Source organism: Piscinibacter sp. XHJ-5 (assembly GCF_029855045.1).
In the GTDB taxonomy this organism is placed as follows: domain Bacteria; phylum Pseudomonadota; class Gammaproteobacteria; order Burkholderiales; family Burkholderiaceae_C; genus Albitalea.
In genome coordinates this window covers 4,837,533-4,856,924 of the sequence record NZ_CP123228.1, presented here as the reverse complement: position 1 = coordinate 4,856,924, position 19,392 = coordinate 4,837,533, and the positions used below count along the sequence as shown (strand labels likewise).

The window sequence follows — 19,392 nt, the reverse complement described above, 5'->3', positions numbered from 1 at the left end:
ATTCAGCGCCGCCCGCTCCCTGGCCGAAACGCGGGGCGGCCACAACAGCAGCTTCTTCAGCATCGGCGCAACCTACAGCTTCTGAGGCACGCGCGCGCGACCCGGCAGAGGCGCAAGGTCCGTCGCTGCCTTTCACGTAGTTGCTATTGACAACCAGAGTTCTGCAGCCTACTGTGTCTCCATTTGGTTGCTAGGCACAACGACATGAGCGAATCCCCTTCGGCGGCCGGCGAACTCCTGCGCGAGGTCGCGCGCCTTTACACGCGCGCACAGCGCGTCGTCGCCGATTGCTGCGCCAACACCACGCCGACCCAGTGCCACATCCTCACGGAGCTGGGGCGCAGTGGTCCGCAAGCGATGACCGAACTGGGGCAGCGCCTCCTGCTGGAAAAAAGCTGGGTCAGCCGAGCCGTCGATGGGCTCGTCGAACTCGACCTGGTGAGCAAGCAAGCGAACCCCACCGACGCCCGAAGCTGGATCGTCGGGCTCACCGCTGCCGGCAAGCGCCGCGTGCGCGACCTCAACGCCACGCTGGATGGCCACGCGGAGCAGTTGCTGGCATCGCTGAGCGAACGCGACCGGGAAGCCGTCAACCGCTCACTGCTCCTGCTGCTGAAGGTCCTGAGAACGGACCAGAGCGCCACGTGCTGCCTGCCCGTGCCTGATCGAAAGGAATCGTCATGCCGCTGACTTCATCGTGGCCGCGGGTCGAGCCGACCCAGGCCCTGTCCGACCTGCCGGTCGCGGTCATCGGTGCGGGCCCGGTCGGGCTGGCGGCCGCTGCACGGCTCATCGAGAGAGGCATCACGCCGATCATCCTGGAGGCGGGCCGCCGGGTGGGCGCCCACCTCGTCGACTATGGGCACGTGCGGTTGTTCTCGCCCTGGCGCTACAACGTCGACCATGCCGTGGCGGCGGCGCTGATGCGCAGCGACTGGACGCCGCCGCCCGACGAAGAATTGCCACTGGCCGGCGAGGTCGTGGAGCGCGTGCTGCAACCCTATGCACGCCTGCCCGAGGTCGCGAGTCACCTGCACCTGAACACGCGTGTGCTGTCGTTGAGCCGCGACGGCTTCGACAAGGTGAAGACCGTGGACCGCGAGAACGCGGCCTTCGTGATCCGCGCCGTGCACGAGGGCCGCGAGGTCGAGATGCGGGCCCGGGCTGTCATCGATGCGAGCGGCACGTGGGGCACACCCAATCCCGTCGGCGCCAATGGCGTGCATGCCATCGGCGAACGCGAGCTGTCCGACGCGATCTTCTACGGCATTCCGGATGTCCTGGGCGTGCATCGCGCGCGATATGCCGGCAGGCGCACGCTGGTGGTCGGCGCGGGCCATTCCGCTGCGAATGCGCTTCTTGCGCTGGCCGAGCTCGCCGGGACCGAGCCGGGAACAAGGCTCGCGTGGTCGGTTCGCAGCCCGGCGCTGCAGCGGGTGTTCGGCGGTGGCGACGCCGACGCCTTGCCCGCGCGCGGTCGCCTCGGCTCGCAGCTCAAGGCGCTGCGCGACCGCGGCGGGCTCGAGTTCGTTGCAGGCCTTCGCATCACGGCGCTGCGTCGGCAGGCCGAAGGCATCACGGTCGAAGGCCGCGACCCCCAAGGCCAGCCGCTGGCGTTGTCGAGGATCGACGAGATCGTCTGCGCCACCGGGCAGCGGCCGGACCTGTCGCTCGCGGCCGAGCTCCGCCTCAGGCTGGATCCCTGGCTCGAATCGACCGAGGCGCTCGGACCCCTGATCGACCCCAACGTGCACAGCTGCGGCACGGTGCGTCCGCACGGACACCGCGAGCTCTCGCATCCGGAACCGGGTTTCTACACGGTCGGCGTGAAGAGCTATGGCCGGGCACCGACCTTCCTGATGGCCACGGGCTTCGAGCAGGTGAGGTCTGTCGTGGCGGCCATCGCGGGCGACCATGCAGCCGCCGATCGCGTCGAACTCGACCTGCCCGAGACGGGGGTGTGCGGCGTCGGCTCCTCCCAGGCGCAGGCCGTCGCCGCGGGCGGCTGCTGCGGTCCGGCGGCGAGCAGCTGTTCGACCGACGCTGCCCGCCAGGCCGCGAAGGCCAGGGCCTGCTGTGGCTGAACGGCGGCTCGGCACCGTTGCGGCGCTGGGCACGGCGCAGACGCTCGCGTGGGCGTCGTCCTATTACCTGCCGGCCATGCTCGCCGCGCCGATGGCGCGCGAGCTGGGCGTGTCCGTCCCGACGGTGTTCGCCGCCTTCTCGGCCGCGCTCATCGTCTCCGCGATGCTCGGCCCGTATGCCGGCCGTGCCATCGATCGGTGGGGCGGGCGCCCGGTGCTGGCCGGAACCAACGCAGTGTTCGCGCTCGGCCTCGCGGCCCTGGCCGCCGCCGATGGACCGGTCGGCCTGTTCGCGGCGTGGCTGATCGTCGGCATCGGCATGGGCAGCGGACTGTACGAAGCGGCCTTCGCCGCGCTGGTCAGGCTCTACGGTCGCAGTTCTCGTGATGCGATCACGGGCATCACGCTGGTCGCCGGCTTCGCCAGCACGGTCGGATGGCCGCTGTCGACGCTCCTCGAGGCGCAGTTCGGCTGGCGCGGCGCCTGCCTGGCGTGGGCCGCGCTGCATCTGCTGTTGGGAATGCCGCTCAACCTGTCCCTGCCGAAGGCGCCTCCACTGGAAGTGGCCACCGCCGACAACGATCGACCCGCCGTCGACGACTCCACCGCTTCGGCGCCGGGTCGCCACGCGGTCCTGCTCCTGTCCTTCGTCTTCGCTGCGACCTGGTTCATCAGCACCGCGATGGCGGCCCATCTGCCACGGCTGCTTCAGGCCGGCGGCGCCAGCCTGGCTGCCGCCGTGGCCGCGGGCGCTCTGGTGGGTCCGGCCCAGGTCGGCGCGCGGGTGCTCGAGTACGGAGTGCTGCGCAAGCTGCATCCGCTGCTCTCCGCACGCCTGGCGGCCGTGATGCACCCCGCCGGCGCCGCCATCCTCGCGCTGCTGGGCGCGCCGGCCGCTGCGATCTTCACGGTCCTGCACGGCGCCGGCAACGGCATCCTCACGATTGCCAAGGGGACGCTGCCGTTGGTGCTCTTCGGTCCGCACGGCTACGGACACCGGCAGGGCGTGCTCATGGTGCCGGCGCGGGTGGCGCAGGCGTTCTCCCCTTGGCTTTTCGGTCTGTGCCTCGACCGATGGGGTGCTGCAGCGTTGTGGGTCACGGCGGCGCTGTCGCTGGCCGCCTTTGCGGCCCTGCTGGCCCTGCCTCGCGTCACGCCGGCTGTGCCGGCACATGCGGCCCGCTCGGCGGCATCCCGATGAGGGGCTCCTGCACGGCGGAAGCGATCGGGTCGAACAACCTTCGAGGAGCAAACGCGATGAAGATCCGGCTGGCCACCCCCGATGACGCCGAAGCGCTTGCGGCCATCTACGGCCCCATCGTTGCCCACACCGCGATCTCCGTCGAGTTCGAGCCTCCGTCCATCGAGGAGATGCGGTCACGCATCGTCTCCACGATGGCGCGGCTGCCATGGCTCGTGAGCGTCGACGCCCGGGACGAGGTGACGGGCTATGTCTACGCGAGCAGGCACCGCGAGCGAGCGGGCTACCAATGGTCGGTCGACACGACGGCGTACGTGCGCGACGGCCATCGCGGTCATGGCATCGGCAAGCGGCTCTATGCGGTGCTTTTCGACGAGCTGACGCGCCTGGGCTACTTCCAGGCTTTCGCAGGCATTGCGCTTCCCAACGAGGCGAGCATCGCATTGCACGAGTCGCTCGGCTTCACCCCGATCGGCGTCTACCGGGACGTGGCCTACAAGCTGGGCGCCTGGCGCGACGTGGGGTGGTGGCAGAAGCGCCTTCGCGAGTCGGGCGAACCGACGCCGCCTTCGGCATTCCGGCCGGAGACTTTCAGGATTCGAACGGAGGCGTCGACATGAACGACCGATCGAGGCTGGCGTGCGACGGCGCGCGCGGGGTGGAAGACCCGGCGCTCGTCCGGGCCATGAACGACGAGTGCCTTTGCATCGGCCTCGACGAGCAGGCCTTGCGCCGCACGCTCGAAGCCGAACTCGGAAGGCAGGACTGGGTCGATCTGGTGAAGCAGCGATGCCCGTATGTGTTCGCTGCACGCCCGGTCTTCATCGCCGACGCGCATCTGCAGCGAATGGCCGAGGTCGTGCGCGCCGTGGAGTCGGTGGTGGCCTTGCCCGCGTATCGCCAGGACGTGCTGGCTCGTGGCCCCGCGATTGCCCGGCACGATCCCGGCGGTGCGTTGAGCGTCTTCTTCGGGTACGACTTCCATCTCCACGACGGGCAACTCGGGCTCATCGAGATCAACACCAATGCCGGCGGTGCGATGCTCAACGCCATTCTGGCGAGAGCCCAGCGCGCCTGCTGCTTTCCGGTGGAACGGCTCATTGCCGGTTCCGCCGGCGCCGAAGCGCTGGAGCGGCGCATCGTGGCGATGTTCCGCAATGAATGGAGGCTGAGCGGGCGAGCCGAGCCGCTTCGGCGCCTCGCGATCGTCGACGACCGGCCCCATGAGCAGTACCTCTATCCCGAGTTCCTGCTCTTCCAGCGCCTGTTCGAGCGACACGGCGTGCAGGCGGTCATTGCCGATCCGTCGGAGCTGGCCTGGCGCGACGGGGCGTTGTGGCACGAGCGCGGCGTGGTCGACCTCGTCTACAACCGCCTCACCGACTTCTCGCTCGACATGCCCGCGAGCGCGGCCTTGCGCGAGGCCTACCTGGAGAACGCGGTGGTCGTCACGCCGCACCCCCGCGCGCACGCACTCCATGCCGACAAGCGCAACCTGGCCCTCCTGACAGATCCCGGCCACCTTGCCGCCCTTGGCGTTCCGGCATCCACGCAGGACGTCCTGCTCGCCAACATCCCACGCACCACGATCGTCCGCCAGGCACAGGGCGAGCGGCTCTGGGCCGACCGCCGGCAGCTCTTCTTCAAGCCCACCGCCGGATATGGCGGCCGTGCTGCCTATCGTGGCGACAAGCTCACCAGGCGCGTCTGGGAGGACATCCTCAACGGCGACTATGTCGCTCAGGCGCTGGCGGCACCGGGACAGCGCGTCGTCGATGGTGGCCAGACGCCTCGGACGCTGAAGTTCGACCTGCGCAACTACGTCTACGACGGCGAAGTGCAGTGGGTCGCCGCGCGCCTGTACCAGGGGCAGACCACGAACTTCCGCACACCGGGCGGCGGCTTCGCGCCCGTGTATGGGATGTTCGCCGCCGGGGCTGCCCCCTGATGGCAGCCGTCTCCCTTCGACACCGGCAGCGGACACTCAGTCGCCGGCCGCGCGGAAGAAGCCCTCCAGTGCACGCACGGTCTCATCCGGCCGGGTTTCGGGAAAGAAGTGGCCCCCGTCGAGGGCTTGCCCTCGCACATCGTCGCACCACGAACGCCACAGGGAGAGCGGACCTCCCGCATCGGCATACCAGGTGTCCAGCGCATCGCCCTTGCTCCACAAGACCACGACGGGACATGCAATGCGCCGCCCTGCGCTTCGGTCGGCGGCGTCGTGCTCTCGATCCAGCGTCGCCGCCGCCCGGTACTCCTCGCAGATCGCGTGTGCATGCGACGGATCGCGCAAGGGCGCCGCATAGGCGGCTCGCACCGCCGGCGTGAACGCGTCGGACTTCGGGCCCCAGCCGTCCAGCGCTGCGTCCACGACGGCCTCGGCGGCGGACTGCAGCAGGCGCTCCGGCAACGGCATCGGCTGCGCGAGCATCGACCACGGCCAATAGGCGAGCGCGAGGCGCGCATCGGCATGCTCCCAGACGGTGCTGGTCGGGAGCACATCCAGCACCGCCAGCCGCGTCACGCGCCGCGGATGATCGAGCGCGAGTCGATATGCCACGCGTCCGCCCCTGTCGTGTCCCGCGACGGCGAAGCTGGCGAATCCCAGCCGCTCCATGAGGATGACCAGGTCGCGAGCCATGGCTCGCTTGGCGTACGGTCCATGCGCGTCGTCGCTGTCGGGGCAGCCGCTGTCGCCGTAGCCCCGCAGGTCTGCACAGACCACCGTGAAGTGCCGCACGAGCGCTGGCGCCACCAGGCGCCACATCAGGTGCGTCTGCGGAAAGCCGTGCAGCATCAGCAGCGGTGGGCCCTTGCCTGCGCGACGAACGAAGAGATGCGTCTCGCGGACGTCGACGGAAGTGGCCTCGAAGTCGTCCATGGGCTCGGGGATGGGACCGCGTGCCTCAGATCGACTCGATCAGGGTCCGCGCGATCTCCAGACCCTCGTCGCGCGTGTCGCCCCGTCGCGGCTGCTGGCGCGCTCGTTCGTACCAGTACGCGGCGTTCCCGAGGTCGCCTTCGATGCGATGCAGCCAGGCGTGGACCCACGCGCCTTGCGCGTCGTGTCGAGCCTGGGCGAGGTCGTGCGCGGTGTCCCAGTCACCGCGCAGGCCATGCCAGACGGCGCGCAGCATGGGCGTCGCGGAGGGCGGCGGCGCCGGGCCGTCTAGGCTGAGGACGAACGCGTCGATCGAGGGGGTCAACCTTGCAACCTTCGCTCGTACTCGTCGATGCTCGCCAGCAGCTGGTCTTGCGGCGGCATCTGCCCCTCCGGTGTCAATCGATCCACCATTTCGGGCATCAGCTCCGACAGGCCGGCCCGCGCTTCGTCCTCGGAAACCCCGGCCTGCGAGGCGATCGCCGCGAGCTGCTCCGGCCCGAAGACATCGGACCAGGCCTGCGCCGGCAGCGCCTCGTTCGGCCCGGTGCCGACCCACGAGCTGGCTTGCTGGCCATAGCCGCCGCGCGTCAGCTGCTCGAGCAGTCCGCCCAGGCCGCCCATGCCCGTGCCGCCCTGGCGATTTGCCAGCATGCCCAGCACGACAGGCAGCAGGGCCATGACGACGTTGCCCATCCCCCCGCCGGACTGGCCTGGAAAGGAACGCCCCGAGCGGGTGGCCGCAAGTCCGCCAAGAATCTGGTCGAGCAGGCCCATGTCTCACCCCTGGTGGATCAACGGAAAGGAGCACATGCTGAACCTGCGCGGGGCGCCCCGTCAATGGCCCTGACGCGGACTCGCCTTGCACGCATGGAACGACGACACCTCGTCGACTTCAGCGCCCGCCCGGACCCATCGACCGCCAGGCCGGCAAAGTCCAGCCCCTCAGCACAGCCATCGCGCGCAGCAGCGTGGCCGACCCCGCTCCCGCGGCCAGTCCGACCCATTGCGGCGCGCCCAAGACGTGCGCGACCACCACCAGCCAGCCGCCCGCGAACGAGCAGACGGCGTAGGGCCGGTGGTCGCGAAACGCCTTCGGGATTTCATTGCAGACGATGTCGCGCAAGACGCCGCCGAACACCGCCGTGACCATGCCCATCAGCACCGCGACGATCGCGGGCAGTGACGCGTCCAGCGCAATCTGCGTGCCCCCGGCCGTGAACAGGCCCAGCCCCAAGGCGTCGGGCCATTGCATCGCACGCTCGGTCGGCTCGACATGCCGAGCGCGCATGAAGAACATGGCGCCGATGCACAGCGCGAGCAGCACCCACAGCCACGTGGCCTGCTCGACCCAGAAGAACGGTCGCCTGTCGAGGAGGATGTCGCGCAGCGTGCCCCCGCCGAACGCCGCCAGCCCCGCGACCACGCACACGCCCACCGCATCGAGACGCTTGCGCGCTGCCTCGATGAGGCCCGAGAGCGCGAAGGCGAGGGTGGCCACCACTTCGATGGCCACCTGGGCGTTCGACAGCGTCCAGAGCGACTCGGCGGACATGCGGTCATCATAAGGATCGCGTTGCGCGATCCTGTGCCGAGGCGGCGGGTGGACCCTCTCCCGCAAGCGGGAGAGGGCATTCATCAGTCGCGCTGGTCGCCGAAGCGCCCGCCTTCGCGCGCAAGCCTGGCGAGCGCGGCGGCCGCGACGGGGCATCGGCGCGTGCCCCGCCGGCGACGGTGAGCATCCGCATCCAGGCCACGACGAACGCACCGTGCGTGGCCGACAGGGCCTGGAGGTTCAGTCGATGCTCACGTTCGATGGCTTCGTAGAGGAACCAGGCCAGACGCAGGTGCGGCTCCACCTGCGAGCGCACGAGGTCGGTCATCGAGAGGAAGACAGGCATGAGACTCTCCTCGAGTGATCAGGGCGAAGGGCGAGGTCAGGCCGTGCACAGGCCGCCTCGACCGCCGCGCGAGGCATGACCATCACGTCGCACTTCGACCGGGCCAACAAGCGGCGCGTGACACGGCCCAGGAAGAACTCGGCCATCGTGGACGTGCCCTGCTTGCCGATGACGATGAGGTCCGCGCCGACCTTGTCCGCCTGGTCCAGCGCGCAGGCCCATGCAGGGCCGCGACGCACGATGGTTCTGACCCGGCTCGACTCCACCCCCGCCTTGGCTGCGATGCCGTGCATTCGATCGTGCGCCTTGCGGTCCACGATGTCGCTGTGATCGCGTATCACCGCGGCCGGAACGCCGGCCATCCGCATCTCGAATTCTTCGACCGGGTCGAGCGCGTGGAAGACGTGGATGTCCGCGGTTTGCACCAGGGAGGCGGCCGACTGCAGGCAGGCTTGTGAACAGGCCGTGAAATCGACGGGCACGAGGATGCTGCGATAGAAGCGATCGAGCGGTTGCTTCACGACCAGCGTGGCACGTCGGCACGACCGCAAGAGACGGTCGGCGGTGCTGCCGGTCACCAGGTCCTTGATCGGATTTCTGCCGCGCTGGCCGAGGACGACGAGGTCGGCGCCTTCCGAGGCGCGGCGGATCTCGTCGAAGGACTCTCCGACGACGACTCGACATCGTGCCGGCACGCCGTGCCTGCCGTTGATTTCGGCAGCGAACCGGCGCAGGGTCGCGCGCGCCTGCGCGGCCTTCAGGTCGACATCGATCGAAGGCGCGAACCACTGTCGCAACGGCTTGAAGCCGGCGGGATTCACGACGTGCAGCAGCGTCAGGCGAGCCGCATGGTGCTCCGCCAATAGCGCTGCCTTGCGCACTGCGTGGGTGGCGTCGACGGAGAAGTCTGTCGCCACCAGAATCGATTTGAAGCGTGTCATCTGAGCCTCCATGCGATGGACGCACCGCCTCGGCGGGCGCCGGTCGGTGAGTCGCGCTAGGTCGTGTAGTCGCCGCTGGCTTCGGGCTGGAAGAGGATGGCAAGCACCTCGGCTGCGCTCTCGCCTCCGGTGGGTGTGCGCCAGCAAGCCCGGTCGCCGACGCGCAATCCCAGCAGGCCCGAACCGGCAGGCGACAGCACCGAGACGAACCCCTCCGACGGCTCGGCGTCCTGCGGATAGCACAGGGTCAGCTTCTTCTGCCGGCCGCCGGGCAAGCCCAGCACGATCTGCGAGTACATCGTGACGATGTCGGGCGATATGTCGCGCGAGGGCACCAGGCGGGCCCACTCCAGGATGCTTTCGATCGGGTGTGCGTTGCTTCCCGACCGCGCGTCCCGGGGCATGAGCCGCGAGAGGCGTGCGTGGTCGAGTTCGGTGAGCGTGCGCTCGAGTGCCAAGACTTCCATGAGGTTTCCCTTCCATGCGTGCGTGAGACATGCCCCCTGGCCGTGGACGCAGGCGGGCGCGGGTCATCCCGCTCGCCGGGCTCGGCGAGTCAGGATGAAGGGCAGGCGGGGGAGGTCCGGTAGGAAGCGGTCCTGCGCTCGGTGCGCGGGATCGCGACCTACCGCGTCAGGAAAGAAAGGCCGGAACGCCGTCAGCGCGGCGCGCGGTGCATCCCGACATGGCGAACGCCGGCCCGTCGGTCGCGCTCAGGCACACGCACCGGACGGTGCGCTGCTTGGGACTGGCGATGAAGGGGCGGGTGCGGGACATGGCTTGCGGAGAGACCATCGAGGTCTGCAAGGACCATAGCACTCGCGGCGATGCGCCACCAGGCGCATCGCCGCGAGTCGCACTGCCGCGTGGGGTCTATGCGCAGGCGCTGCTCAGAACGAAGTCCAGTCGTCGTTGCCGGATGCCATCGCGGCGGCCGGCTTCGGCTTCTGGACCGCGTGCACGGCGGGCAGGTTCTGCTGCGCCGGCTCGTCGACTCGCGAGGGGGTGGCATGGGACCTGTCGCGTCCCGCGTCCTTTGTCGCGCCTTCGCCGAGCTTGAAGACCGCAACCGCGTTCACCAGCCGGTTGGCTTGCTGCTTGAGGCTCTCCGCCGCAGCGGCTGATTCCTCCACCAGCGCCGCGTTCTGCTGCGTGACCTGATCGAGCTGCGTCACCGCATTGCTGATCTGTCCGATACCGGTCGTCTGCTCGCTCGTCGCGGCGCTGATCTCCGCGAGCATGTCGTTGACGCGCTTCACCTGCGTCACGATGTCGTCCATGGTGCGGCCCGCGTCGCCGACCAGGCGGCTGCCCGACTCGACCTTCCCGGTGCTGTCGTTGATCAGCGTCTTGATCTCCTTGGCGGCCTGGGCGCTGCGCTGCGCGAGGTTGCGCACCTCGCCGGCCACGACCGCGAAGCCACGGCCTTGCTCGCCTGCGCGTGCCGCTTCGACAGCGGCGTTCAGCGCCAGGATGTTCGTCTGGAAGGCGATGCTGTCGATGACCCCGTTGATGTCAGCGATCTTCTTGCTCGCAAGGGTGATCTCTTCCATGGTCTGAACCACCTGGCTGACGACGGCCCCGCCCTGCGCTGCCACATCGCGTGCGGACGTCGCCATCTGGTTCGCGGCGCGGGCGGTGTCGGCGTTGTTCTTCACGGTGCTGGTCAGCTGTTCCATCGATGACGCTGTCTGCTGCAGGTTGGAGGCCTGCTCTTCCGTGCGTTGCGACAGATCCTGGTTGCCGGTGGCAATCTGGCTCGATCCGGTCGCGATGCTGTCGCTGCTCTGGCGCACCTGGCTCACGATGCCGGTCAGGCTGTCGTTCATCGCCTTGAGCGCTGCAAGCAGCCGGCCGGTCTCGTCGCTGCGGTTGACCTCGATGCGCGAGGTGAGGTCGCCCGCCGCAACGGTCTGCGCCACCTGAACGGCCTGGTTGATGGGACGTGTGATCGAGACGGTCACCACGTACGCGAGGACGCCGGCCAGCGCGAACGCAATGGCGCCGATCGCCAGGATCAATTGGCGGCCGTCGTCGTGCTCGCGCGTCGCGTCCTCGCCGGCTTGCTTGACCTGGCTGCTGAGTTCCTCGACGAGCTTGTTGATGTTGGCCTGGTAGGCATGCTGCTCGGTGCGCAGGCGTCCCAGCGCAACGTCGATGGCGCCTTCGCGGTTTCCGGCATTCACCAGTTCGATGAACTGATTTTGCCCGGCGACGAACACTGTTCGACTCTCCTTGGCCGCCGCAAAGAGGGCTCGCGTCTTGGGGTCCCGCAGGCTCTTGTCCAGCTTTTCCATGGCCTCCCCCACCTTTGTGCGGCTGGCCACGATGCTGTCCAACGACTTCTTCGCGGCTTCGGGCGTCCTTTCGAGCAGCGCCGCGCGCACGTTGCTGACGATGGCGTTGACCTGATCCTGGATCTCGTATGCAAGCAGGACCTGCGGGTACCGCTCGTCGACGACTGTGTCCACCTTGTCGTTCACGTCGGTCAGCTTGTCGAGGCTGACGGCGACGATGGCGATCAGCAATGCCAGTACGAATGCGAACGCGAGGCCGAGGCGCACGCCGATTCGCAGGTTTCCGAAGGTCTTCATCATGCAACGTCTCCGAAGCGATCTGTCTCGCCGCTCAGTATTGAAGTCATTTCTGACTGGGTGAGACAGAACTATCGGCCGTTTCGCACGACGCTAAAGCTCGATATGAGGCGAAAAAGTGCGGGTGTTGGTTCTGAGCCGCCGACGACGGCGTGACGAAGATCGCGGCGGGGTGCGAATCAGTCCGCTCCCGATGTCGCGGGGGACCGGTGGCGACCCGTCGCCGGCTCGATCCCGCAAAGGCGAAGCTGTTCGCGGATCTCGTCGAGCCTTGCCGGCTTCTCCAGGAACGCATCGACACCCGCCTCGAACGCCGCCGTGCGGGTCGTCGGATCGCTGCTGCCGGTCAGCATGATGATCTTGCATGGAGGAACGTCGCCCGTTCGCTGCAACCGTCGGATCTGGGCGGTCGCTTCGGTCCCGTTCATGCGCGGCATCTCCTGATCCATGATGACGGCCACGGGCGCGAATCGGCGGCAAGCCTCCACGGCATCGGCGCCGTCGTTGACCGCCACGCCGCCGAAGCCCAGCGCCTCCACCATCAGGCGGGTGATCTTTGCGCTCAGGGCGTCGTCTTCCACGATGAGCAGGCGATCCTGCTCCGGCCATTGCCAGGCCGTCGACGCAACGGCGTCGGCCGGCGTGCTTTCGGGACGTGGCGGCACGCTGGTCGGCATGGCGGGCTGCTCGGTGGTCCCATCGCGCCGGGCCAGCGCAAGCTCGTGCGTCACCTCGAACACGAAGCCGCCGTCCGCCGACATGCCGAAGCGGATGGGCGCCTCGGTGATCGGGCAGATGCCCCATGCCTCCATCAACCGCGGCTTGTCGGCGGACGCCGGCAGCAGCGCGTGAAGCGCTGCGCGGTATTCGTCGCGTTGCCGCATGAGGCGCAGCACCGCCGGCGTGTCGCAACGTCCCGCCACGCGCAGGAGGAACCGGCATCCGCGCGGCGCCACAGGAACGGTTGTGCCTTCGATCGTCAGTAAACCTTGCTGCAACAGTTCCAGCGCCGCCCAATAGGTCCGATAGAAGCTCGACTCCAATCGGCGGCCGTCGTACGGCAGGAGCCAGCCATCGGCGGGCTCGGCGCATACGCAGCCCAATCCGCGACGCGACAACTCCGGCGCGATGTCGCGAACGCTGTTCCTGAACACTTGAGACACGTTCACGTGCGGGCCGCCTTTTGCGCCTCCGACACGGAGACGACGCCCATTGTGTGCAGGCCGTCACGGCCTGTATGCCCGCCAGCGGGCACTGGGGCACGGCGGTTGCCCGCCGAGCGAAGGATCAGCGACGGGCACGCCATGACGGGACAGGCGCACTCTTCCCAGTCCGGCGCGCACAACCGGCTGCTCGATGCCCTCGTGCGGGAATGTCCGCAGCTCACTGGCAGGCTGAGCCGACGTGTCCAGAAAGTCGGCACCGAGCTCTACGGGGAAGGCAGCCAGATCTCCGAGATCTACTTCCCGACACGAGGTGTCGTGTCGGTCGTGGTCCGGCTGCGCAGCGGCGCGGCGGCCGATGCGCAGACCATCGGCAACGAGGGCATGGTCGGATTGCCGGCCTGGTTCGGACTCAGCGGGAGCCCCGACACGGTGATCCAGCAGGCCACCGGCGAGATGGTCAGCGTGGCCGCTTCCGCATTCGGCGACGCCGTCGTGCACTGCGACGCGGCGCGCCGCATCCTGGAGAGCTACGCCGTCTACAGCCTTCGCTTCAGCAGCCAGACCTGCGTGTGCAACGCCCACCATTCGGTGAAGGAGCGCTTGTGTCGCTGGGTGCTGGGCTCTGTCGACCGGGCCGGTTCCGACGAGCTCGCCATGTCGCAGGCCCTGGTGGCGGAAATGGTGGGTGCGCGCCGGCAGACCGTGGGCGAGATCCTCGTCGAGCTGCATCGCGCGGGGATCATCTCCCTGCGGCGCAACCACATCCGCGTCGTGGATCGTTCCGCGCTCCTGGCGCTCTCGTGCGAATGCTATGAAACGACTCGGGCCACCTATGCGCGCCTGGTTCAGCCGCTGCTCTAGCCGCGATCCACGACGTCGGCGGCATGGGCGGGACTCGGGCCGTCCGGGAATTCATAACGCGCTGCGCTCGCCAGATCGGAAAACCGTGCGGCGCGGCGGCGCGATCGAGCCCCTGCCGACCTTGGCTTCCTGGGGAGCGGACGCCACCGCGGGTCTTCTGCCCGCTCTGGCACGCTCGATGCTGTTCTGCCGCTTCCGCTCCCGACAAGACCAATGAGGAGACACGATGAGCGACTGGATTCGAGCCGGCGGCGCGCGCTCGTGCGCGAGCCATCCCAGGCTCTGGGCGCTGGTCATGTGCATCGCGATGACCGCCGCGGCAGTGGCGCAGCAGCGCAATCCAAACGAGGTGCCGCCGTTCTCGGGCACCTTGCAGAAGATCTTCGAGCGCGGCGTCATTCGCGTCGGACACCGCGAGAACTCGCCGCCGTTCGCGTTTCTCGACGCGCGACGGCGGCCCGTCGGCTACTCGCTCGACGTCTGCGAGGTCGTGGTCGAGGAGATTGCCCGGCACTTGCACAAGTCCATCCAGGCCGAATACGTGCCGGTGACGCCGGCCAATCGCTTCGAGCTCGTCGACAACGGCACGGTCGACCTGGAGTGCGGCTCCACCACTGCCAGCGCGGAACGCCGCTCGCGCTTCGGCTTTTCTCCGACGCTCTTCGTCACCGGCACCAAGCTGCTGGTGCGGCGCGGCAGCGGCATCCGCTCGCTGCGCGATCTCGAGGGCAAGACGGTGGTGCTCACCACCGGCACCATCCAGGCCGAGGCGATCCCGAAGATCGCCGAGCGGCAGAAGCTCGCGATCCGCTTCGAGTTCGCGGCCGATCATGACCAGTCGTTCCAGGCGCTTGCGGCCGGCCGCGCCGATGCCTTCGCCAACGACGACGTCCAGCTGCACGGCACGATCGCCGCACGCGACGCCGCGGCCGACTACCGCGTCGTGGGCGACTTCCTCACCTATGCCGACTACGCGCTGATGTACCGGCGCGGCGACGCGGAGTTCGACGAGGTCGTGCGCCAGGCCTTCGACGGCATGGCCGCCAGCGGAGAGATCCGGGCCATCTATCGCAAGTGGTTCCAGCGCCCGCTTCCGTCGGGCGCGAGCCTGGACCTTCCGATGAGTCCGCACCTCGAGCATGTGTTCCGCCTCCAGGGCTTGGCGGCCGACTAGTGCCCTGGGCCGGCGCGTGCGGGTTTGCCCGCAGGAAGGAGAACGGGATCGCCGAATGGACCGTGACGTTCAGCACGATTTCGCCGCACGGCAGCGCGGTCCCTCGATGACAAAGACGAGCCTTATCAATCACTTGCCGTTGCCCCACGAGTTGGCACCGGGATTGCGAAAGAGACGAGAGCCGGCCGGCACGCAGCCGGCGTGAACAGATCCACAAGGACGGAGACAACATGAGCGCAAGAGACGGGACCGACCTCGACCCGGTCGAGACACAGGAATGGCTCGATGCCCTGAGCGCCGTGCAGCGGCATCGCGGCGCCGAGCGGGCGAACTTCGTGGTCAACGCCGTGGTGGGCGCCGCGCGCCGCGACGGCCTGTACATCCCGCAATCGCTGACCACGCCGTACTGCAACACCATCGCGCCCGAGCAGGAAGCCAAGTCGCCGGGCGACCGCGCCCTCGAGCACCGGCTGCGCTCGATCATCCGCTGGAACGCGCTGGCGATCATCCTGCGCGCCAACAAGGACAGCTCCGAGCTCGGCGGCCACATCGCCAGCTTCCAGTCGGCTGCGACGCTGTACGACATTGGCTTCGGCCACTTCTGGCACGCGCCCACCGACAAGCACGGCGGCGACCTCGTGTTCGTGCAGGGGCACAGCTCGCCGGGCATCTACGCGCGTGCCTTTCTCGAGGGCCGGCTCAGCGAAGAGCAATTGCTCGGCTATCGCCAGGAGACCGGCGGGAAGGGACTGTCGAGCTATCCGCATCCGTGGCTGATGCCCGACTTCTGGCAGTTCCCCACGGTGTCCATGGGCCTCGGCCCGCTGATGGCGATCTACCAGGCGCGCTTTCTCAAGTACCTGCAAGGACGCGGGCTGGCCGAGACCGCGCAGCGCAAGGTGTGGGCGTTCATGGGCGACGGCGAGATGGACGAGCCCGAGTCGCTCGGTGCGATCTCGCTGGCCGGCCGCGAGCGGCTGGACAACCTCATCTTCGTCATCAACTGCAACCTTCAGCGACTCGACGGTCCCGTGCGCGGCAACGGCAAGATCGTGCAGGAGCTCGAGAGCGTGTTCCGCGGCGCCGGCTGGAACGTCATCAAGGTGCTGTGGGGCGGCGGCTGGGACAAGCTGCTGGCCAAGGACAAGAGCGGCCTGCTGCTGCAGCGCATGGAAGAGTGCGTCGACGGCGAGTACCAGGACTTCAAGAGCAAGAGCGGCGCGTACGTCCGCGAGCACTTCTTCGGCAAGTACGAGGCGCTGAAGGCGCTGGTGGCCGACATGAGCGACGACGAGATCTGGGGCCTCACGCGCGGCGGCCATGATCCGGAGAAGGTGTTCGCGGCCTACGCCGCGGCGGTGAGGCACACCGGCCAGCCGACGCTCATCCTGCCCAAGACGGTGAAGGGCTACGGCATGGGCGAGTCCGGCGAGGGCCAGATGATCGCGCACCAGGCCAAGAAGATGACGCAGGACGCGCTGCGCGGCTTCCGCGATCGCTTCCAGATTCCGGTGGCCGACGAGGACCTGCCCAAGGTGCCGTTCATCAAGCTGCCCGAGGACAGCGCCGAGATGAAGTACCTGCGCGCGCGACGCGAGGCGCTGGGCGGCTACCTGCCGCAGCGGCGTCGCAAGTCGGCTTCGCTGGAGATTCCGCCGCTGTCGGCGTTCCAGCGCCTGCTCGAGAACACCGGCGAGCGGGAGATCTCGACCACGATGGCCTTCGTGCAGATGCTCGGCACGCTGGTGCGCGACAAGCAGCTCGGCAAGCACGTGGTGCCCATCGTTCCCGACGAGTCGCGCACCTTCGGCATGGAGGGCATGTTCCGCCAGCTCGGCATCTATTCCTCGGTGGGGCAGCTCTACAAGCCGCAGGATGCCGACCAGCTCATGTACTACCGCGAGGACAAGAGCGGGCAGGTGCTGCAGGAGGGCATCAACGAAGGCGGCGCGATGTCGAGCTGGATCGTCGCGGCCACCTCGTACAGCACGAACAACGTGCCGATGATCCCGTTCTACATCTACTACTCGATGTTCGGCCTGCAGCGCGTCGGCGACCTCGCCTGGCTGGCCGGCGACATCCGCGCGCGAGGCTTCCTGCTGGGCGGCACCGCCGGACGCACCACGCTCAACGGCGAGGGTCTGCAGCACGAGGACGGCCACAGCCACATCCTCGCCGGCACCATCCCCAACTGCATCTCCTACGACCCGACCTTCGCCTACGAGGTGGTGGCCATCATCCGCGAGGGCATGCGCCGCATGTACCAGGAGCAGGAGGACGTGTACTACTACGTCACGCTGATGAACGAGAACTACCCGCACCCCGGGCTCGCCGAGGCGGGCGAGGGCGCGGAGCAGGGCATCCTCAAGGGCCTGTACAAGCTGAAGGACGGCGGCAAGTCCACCGAGCAGAGCCCCCAGACGGCGGCGAAGCCGCCGTCGTCCCTCAAGGGGAGCGCGAAGGCTTCGGGCGGCCGTGCGGCTTCGCAGAAGCTGCGCGTGCAACTGATGGGCAGCGGCACCATCCTGCGCGAGGTGATTGCCGCGGCCGAGCTGCTGAAGGCCGACTTCGGCGTCACGGCCGACATCTGGTCCGCCACCAGCTACAACGAGCTGCGCCGCGACGGCATGGCCACCGAGCGATGGAACCTGCTGCATCCCACGCAGGCGCGGCGCAAGAGCTGGATCGAGACCTGCCTCGAAGGCCACGACGGTCCGGTGATCGCCGCCACCGATTACATGCGCAACTACGCCGACCAGGTGCGCGAGCACGTGCAGGCGGCCGGGCGGCGCTACGTCGTGCTCGGCACCGACGGCTTCGGCCGCAGCGACTACCGCGTCAAGCTGCGCCGCTTCTTCGAGGTCGACCGCCACTACGTTGCGGTGGCGGCGCTGAAGGCGCTGGCCGACGAGGGCTCGCTGGAGCCCGCGGTCGTGGCCGAGGCGATCGCCAAGTACGGCCTGGACACCGAGCGCGCCGCGCCGTGGACCGTCTGAGGGAGGAGCTCGTGAGCAATCTGATCGACATCAAGGTGCCCGACATCGGCGACTTCAAGGACGTGCCGGTGATCGAGGTGTTCGTGAAGGTCGGCGACACCGTGCAGGCCGAAGCGCCGCTGGTCTCGCTGGAATCCGACAAGGCGACCATGGACGTGCCTGCGCCGCATCCCGGCGTGGTCAAGGCCATTCCGATCAAGGTCGGCGACAAGGTCAGCGAAGGCAGCCTGATCATGCAGTTCGCTGGCGCGGCGGCGCCCGCGGCGGAGCCGGCCAAGCCGAGCGTCAGCGCGCCGCCGTCGCCGGTGAATGCACCCGCGGGACTGGCGGAAGTGCGCATCCCGGACATCGGCGACTTCAAGGACGTGCCCGTCATCGAGATCTTCGTCAAGGTCGGCGACAGCGTGAAGGCGGAGGATCCGCTGGTCTCGCTCGAATCCGACAAGGCGACGATGGACGTGCCCGCGCCGCTGTCGGGCGTGGTGCAGGAGATCCGCGTCAAGGTCGGCGACAAGGTGAGCGAAGGCAGCGTCATCATGGCGCTGGCCACCGGTTCCGCGCCGGTCGCCGCTCCCGCCACGGTGCCGGCCTTGCAGGCGGCTGCTGCGGCGCCCGCAGCGGCCGTGGAAGGCGCCATCGACGAGAAGGCCTTCGCGCTGGCCTACGCCGGCCCCGCGGTGCGCAAGCTGGCGCGCGAGCTCGGCGTCGACCTCGGCAGGGTGCCTGGCAGCGGCGAGCACGGCCGCATCGTGCGGGCCGACGTGGAGGCGTTCGCCAAGGGCGGCGCTTCCGCATCGCCGGCGGCGAAGGCCGCGCCCGCTCCTGCTCCCGCCGGCGGCGTCGGCGGCATCGACCTGCTGCCGTGGCCGAAGGTCGACTTCGCCAAGTTCGGTCCGATCGAGCGCAAGGAGCTGGGCCGCATCAAGAAGATCTCGGCGGCCAACCTGCATCGCAACTGGGTCGTCATCCCGCACGTCACCACGCACGACGAAGCCGACATCACCGAGCTCGAGCAGTTCCGCGTGCAGATGAACAAGGAGCTGGAGAAGAGCGGCGTCAAGATCAGCATGCTGCCCTTCATGATGAAGGCCGCCGTCGCGACGCTGAAGAAGTTCCCGGAGTTCAACGCGAGCCTCGATGGCGACGCGCTCGTCCTCAAGAACTACTGGCACATCGGCTTTGCCGCCGACACGCCCAACGGCCTGATGGTCCCGGTGATCCGCGACGCGGACAAGAAGACCGTGCCCGAGATCGCCAAGGAGATGGGCGAGCTCGCCAAGCTGGCGCGCGAAGGCAAGCTCAAGCCCGACCAGATGCAGGGCGGCACCTTCACCATCTCCTCGCTCGGCGGCATCGGCGGCATCTACTTCACACCGATCATCAACGCGCCCGAGGTCTCGATCATGGGCGTGTGCAAGAGCTACTGGAAGCAGCACTCCACCGACGGCAAGACCTCGAGCTGGCGGCTCACGCTGCCGCTGTCGCTGTCGTGGGACCACCGCGTGATCGACGGCGCCGCCGCCGCGCGCTTCAACGTGCATTTCGCCAACGTGCTCGCCGACCTGCGGCGCGTGCTCTTCTGATCCGGGGGAA

General features: G+C 68.5%; 18 protein-coding genes. 9 read left to right on the top strand and 9 right to left on the bottom strand.

Features of this window, described 5'->3' with window-relative positions; translation table 11 throughout:
* Window positions 1–204: 204 nt before the first annotated feature.
* The 5 genes from P7V53_RS22840 to P7V53_RS22820 are packed head-to-tail and all read left to right on the top strand — an operon-like array spanning window position 205 to window position 5,233.
* The gene (locus tag P7V53_RS22840) at window positions 205–690 is read left to right on the top strand and encodes a MarR family transcriptional regulator (RefSeq protein WP_280151808.1); all 486 of its coding nucleotides are present in this window, start codon (window positions 205–207) and stop codon (window positions 688–690) included.
* Window positions 681–2,084 carry an NAD(P)-binding domain-containing protein gene (locus tag P7V53_RS22835; RefSeq protein WP_280151807.1) on the top strand — a complete coding sequence of 468 codons (1,404 nt, stop codon included), beginning with the start codon at window positions 681–683 and terminating at the stop codon, window positions 2,082–2,084. Before P7V53_RS22840 ends, P7V53_RS22835 begins: the two co-directional genes overlap by 10 nt.
* Window positions 2,077–3,285, top strand: a complete 1,209-nt coding sequence (locus tag P7V53_RS22830; protein WP_280151806.1) for an MFS transporter — start codon at window positions 2,077–2,079, stop codon at window positions 3,283–3,285. Before P7V53_RS22835 ends, P7V53_RS22830 begins: the two co-directional genes overlap by 8 nt.
* 56 nt (window positions 3,286–3,341) lie before the next feature.
* On the top strand, window positions 3,342–3,905 hold the full coding sequence (locus P7V53_RS22825; protein ID WP_280151805.1) for an arsinothricin resistance N-acetyltransferase ArsN1 family B: 564 nt from the start codon (window positions 3,342–3,344) through the stop codon (window positions 3,903–3,905).
* Window positions 3,902–5,233, top strand: a complete 1,332-nt coding sequence (locus P7V53_RS22820) for a hypothetical protein (protein ID WP_280151804.1) — start codon at window positions 3,902–3,904, stop codon at window positions 5,231–5,233. Before P7V53_RS22825 ends, P7V53_RS22820 begins: the two co-directional genes overlap by 4 nt.
* A gap of 36 nt (window positions 5,234–5,269) precedes the next feature.
* Here P7V53_RS22820 and P7V53_RS22815 read toward each other — a convergent pair whose 3' ends face one another.
* The 9 genes from P7V53_RS22815 to P7V53_RS22775 all read right to left on the bottom strand — a co-directional run bounded on the left by P7V53_RS22815 (window position 5,270) and on the right by P7V53_RS22775 (window position 12,771).
* On the bottom strand, window positions 5,270–6,166 hold the full coding sequence (locus tag P7V53_RS22815) for an alpha/beta hydrolase (protein WP_280151803.1): 897 nt from the start codon (window positions 6,164–6,166) through the stop codon (window positions 5,270–5,272).
* 25 nt (window positions 6,167–6,191) lie between these two features.
* Window positions 6,192–6,491, bottom strand: coding sequence for a hypothetical protein (locus P7V53_RS22810; protein ID WP_280151802.1), 300 nt, complete (start codon window positions 6,489–6,491; stop codon window positions 6,192–6,194).
* Window positions 6,488–6,943: a YidB family protein gene (locus P7V53_RS22805; protein WP_280151801.1), complete on the bottom strand. Its 456-nt coding sequence runs from the start codon at window positions 6,941–6,943 to the stop codon at window positions 6,488–6,490. The genes P7V53_RS22810 and P7V53_RS22805 overlap by 4 nt, the downstream gene beginning before the upstream one ends.
* A 118-nt stretch (window positions 6,944–7,061) precedes the next feature.
* Window positions 7,062–7,721 (bottom strand): trimeric intracellular cation channel family protein, encoded by a 660-nt coding sequence (locus P7V53_RS22800; protein ID WP_280151800.1) that lies wholly within the window; start codon window positions 7,719–7,721, stop codon window positions 7,062–7,064.
* 7 nt (window positions 7,722–7,728) lie between these two features.
* Entirely contained in the window at window positions 7,729–8,067 is a 339-nt protein-coding gene (locus tag P7V53_RS22795; protein WP_280151799.1) for a hypothetical protein, read from the bottom strand.
* Window positions 8,046–9,008, bottom strand: coding sequence for a universal stress protein (locus tag P7V53_RS22790; protein ID WP_280151798.1), 963 nt, complete (start codon window positions 9,006–9,008; stop codon window positions 8,046–8,048). Before P7V53_RS22790 ends, P7V53_RS22795 begins: the two co-directional genes overlap by 22 nt.
* Window positions 9,009–9,064: 56 nt before the next feature.
* Window positions 9,065–9,475, bottom strand: coding sequence for a GreA/GreB family elongation factor (locus P7V53_RS22785; RefSeq protein WP_280151797.1), 411 nt, complete (start codon window positions 9,473–9,475; stop codon window positions 9,065–9,067).
* 423 nt (window positions 9,476–9,898) lie between these two features.
* Window positions 9,899–11,605 carry a methyl-accepting chemotaxis protein gene (locus P7V53_RS22780; RefSeq protein ID WP_280151796.1) on the bottom strand — a complete coding sequence of 569 codons (1,707 nt, stop codon included), beginning with the start codon at window positions 11,603–11,605 and terminating at the stop codon, window positions 9,899–9,901.
* Between the two features lie 176 nt (window positions 11,606–11,781).
* Window positions 11,782–12,771 carry a response regulator gene (locus tag P7V53_RS22775; protein WP_280151795.1) on the bottom strand — a complete coding sequence of 330 codons (990 nt, stop codon included), beginning with the start codon at window positions 12,769–12,771 and terminating at the stop codon, window positions 11,782–11,784.
* Between the two features lie 135 nt (window positions 12,772–12,906).
* On the opposite strand from P7V53_RS22775, the gene P7V53_RS22770 reads away from it, so the two are divergent.
* From P7V53_RS22770 to P7V53_RS22755, 4 genes are all read left to right on the top strand, one after another.
* A complete protein-coding gene (locus P7V53_RS22770) occupies window positions 12,907–13,629 on the top strand; it encodes a Crp/Fnr family transcriptional regulator (RefSeq protein ID WP_280151794.1) in 723 nt (240 codons plus the stop codon).
* Between the two features lie 226 nt (window positions 13,630–13,855).
* Window positions 13,856–14,803, top strand: a complete 948-nt coding sequence (locus tag P7V53_RS22765) for an amino acid ABC transporter substrate-binding protein (RefSeq protein WP_280151793.1) — start codon at window positions 13,856–13,858, stop codon at window positions 14,801–14,803.
* Between the two features lie 230 nt (window positions 14,804–15,033).
* Window positions 15,034–17,799, top strand: a complete 2,766-nt coding sequence (gene aceE, locus P7V53_RS22760; protein ID WP_280151792.1) for a pyruvate dehydrogenase (acetyl-transferring), homodimeric type — start codon at window positions 15,034–15,036, stop codon at window positions 17,797–17,799.
* A gap of 11 nt (window positions 17,800–17,810) precedes the next feature.
* Window positions 17,811–19,382, top strand: coding sequence for a dihydrolipoyllysine-residue acetyltransferase (locus P7V53_RS22755; RefSeq protein ID WP_280151791.1), 1,572 nt, complete (start codon window positions 17,811–17,813; stop codon window positions 19,380–19,382).
* Window positions 19,383–19,392 lie beyond the last annotated feature (10 nt).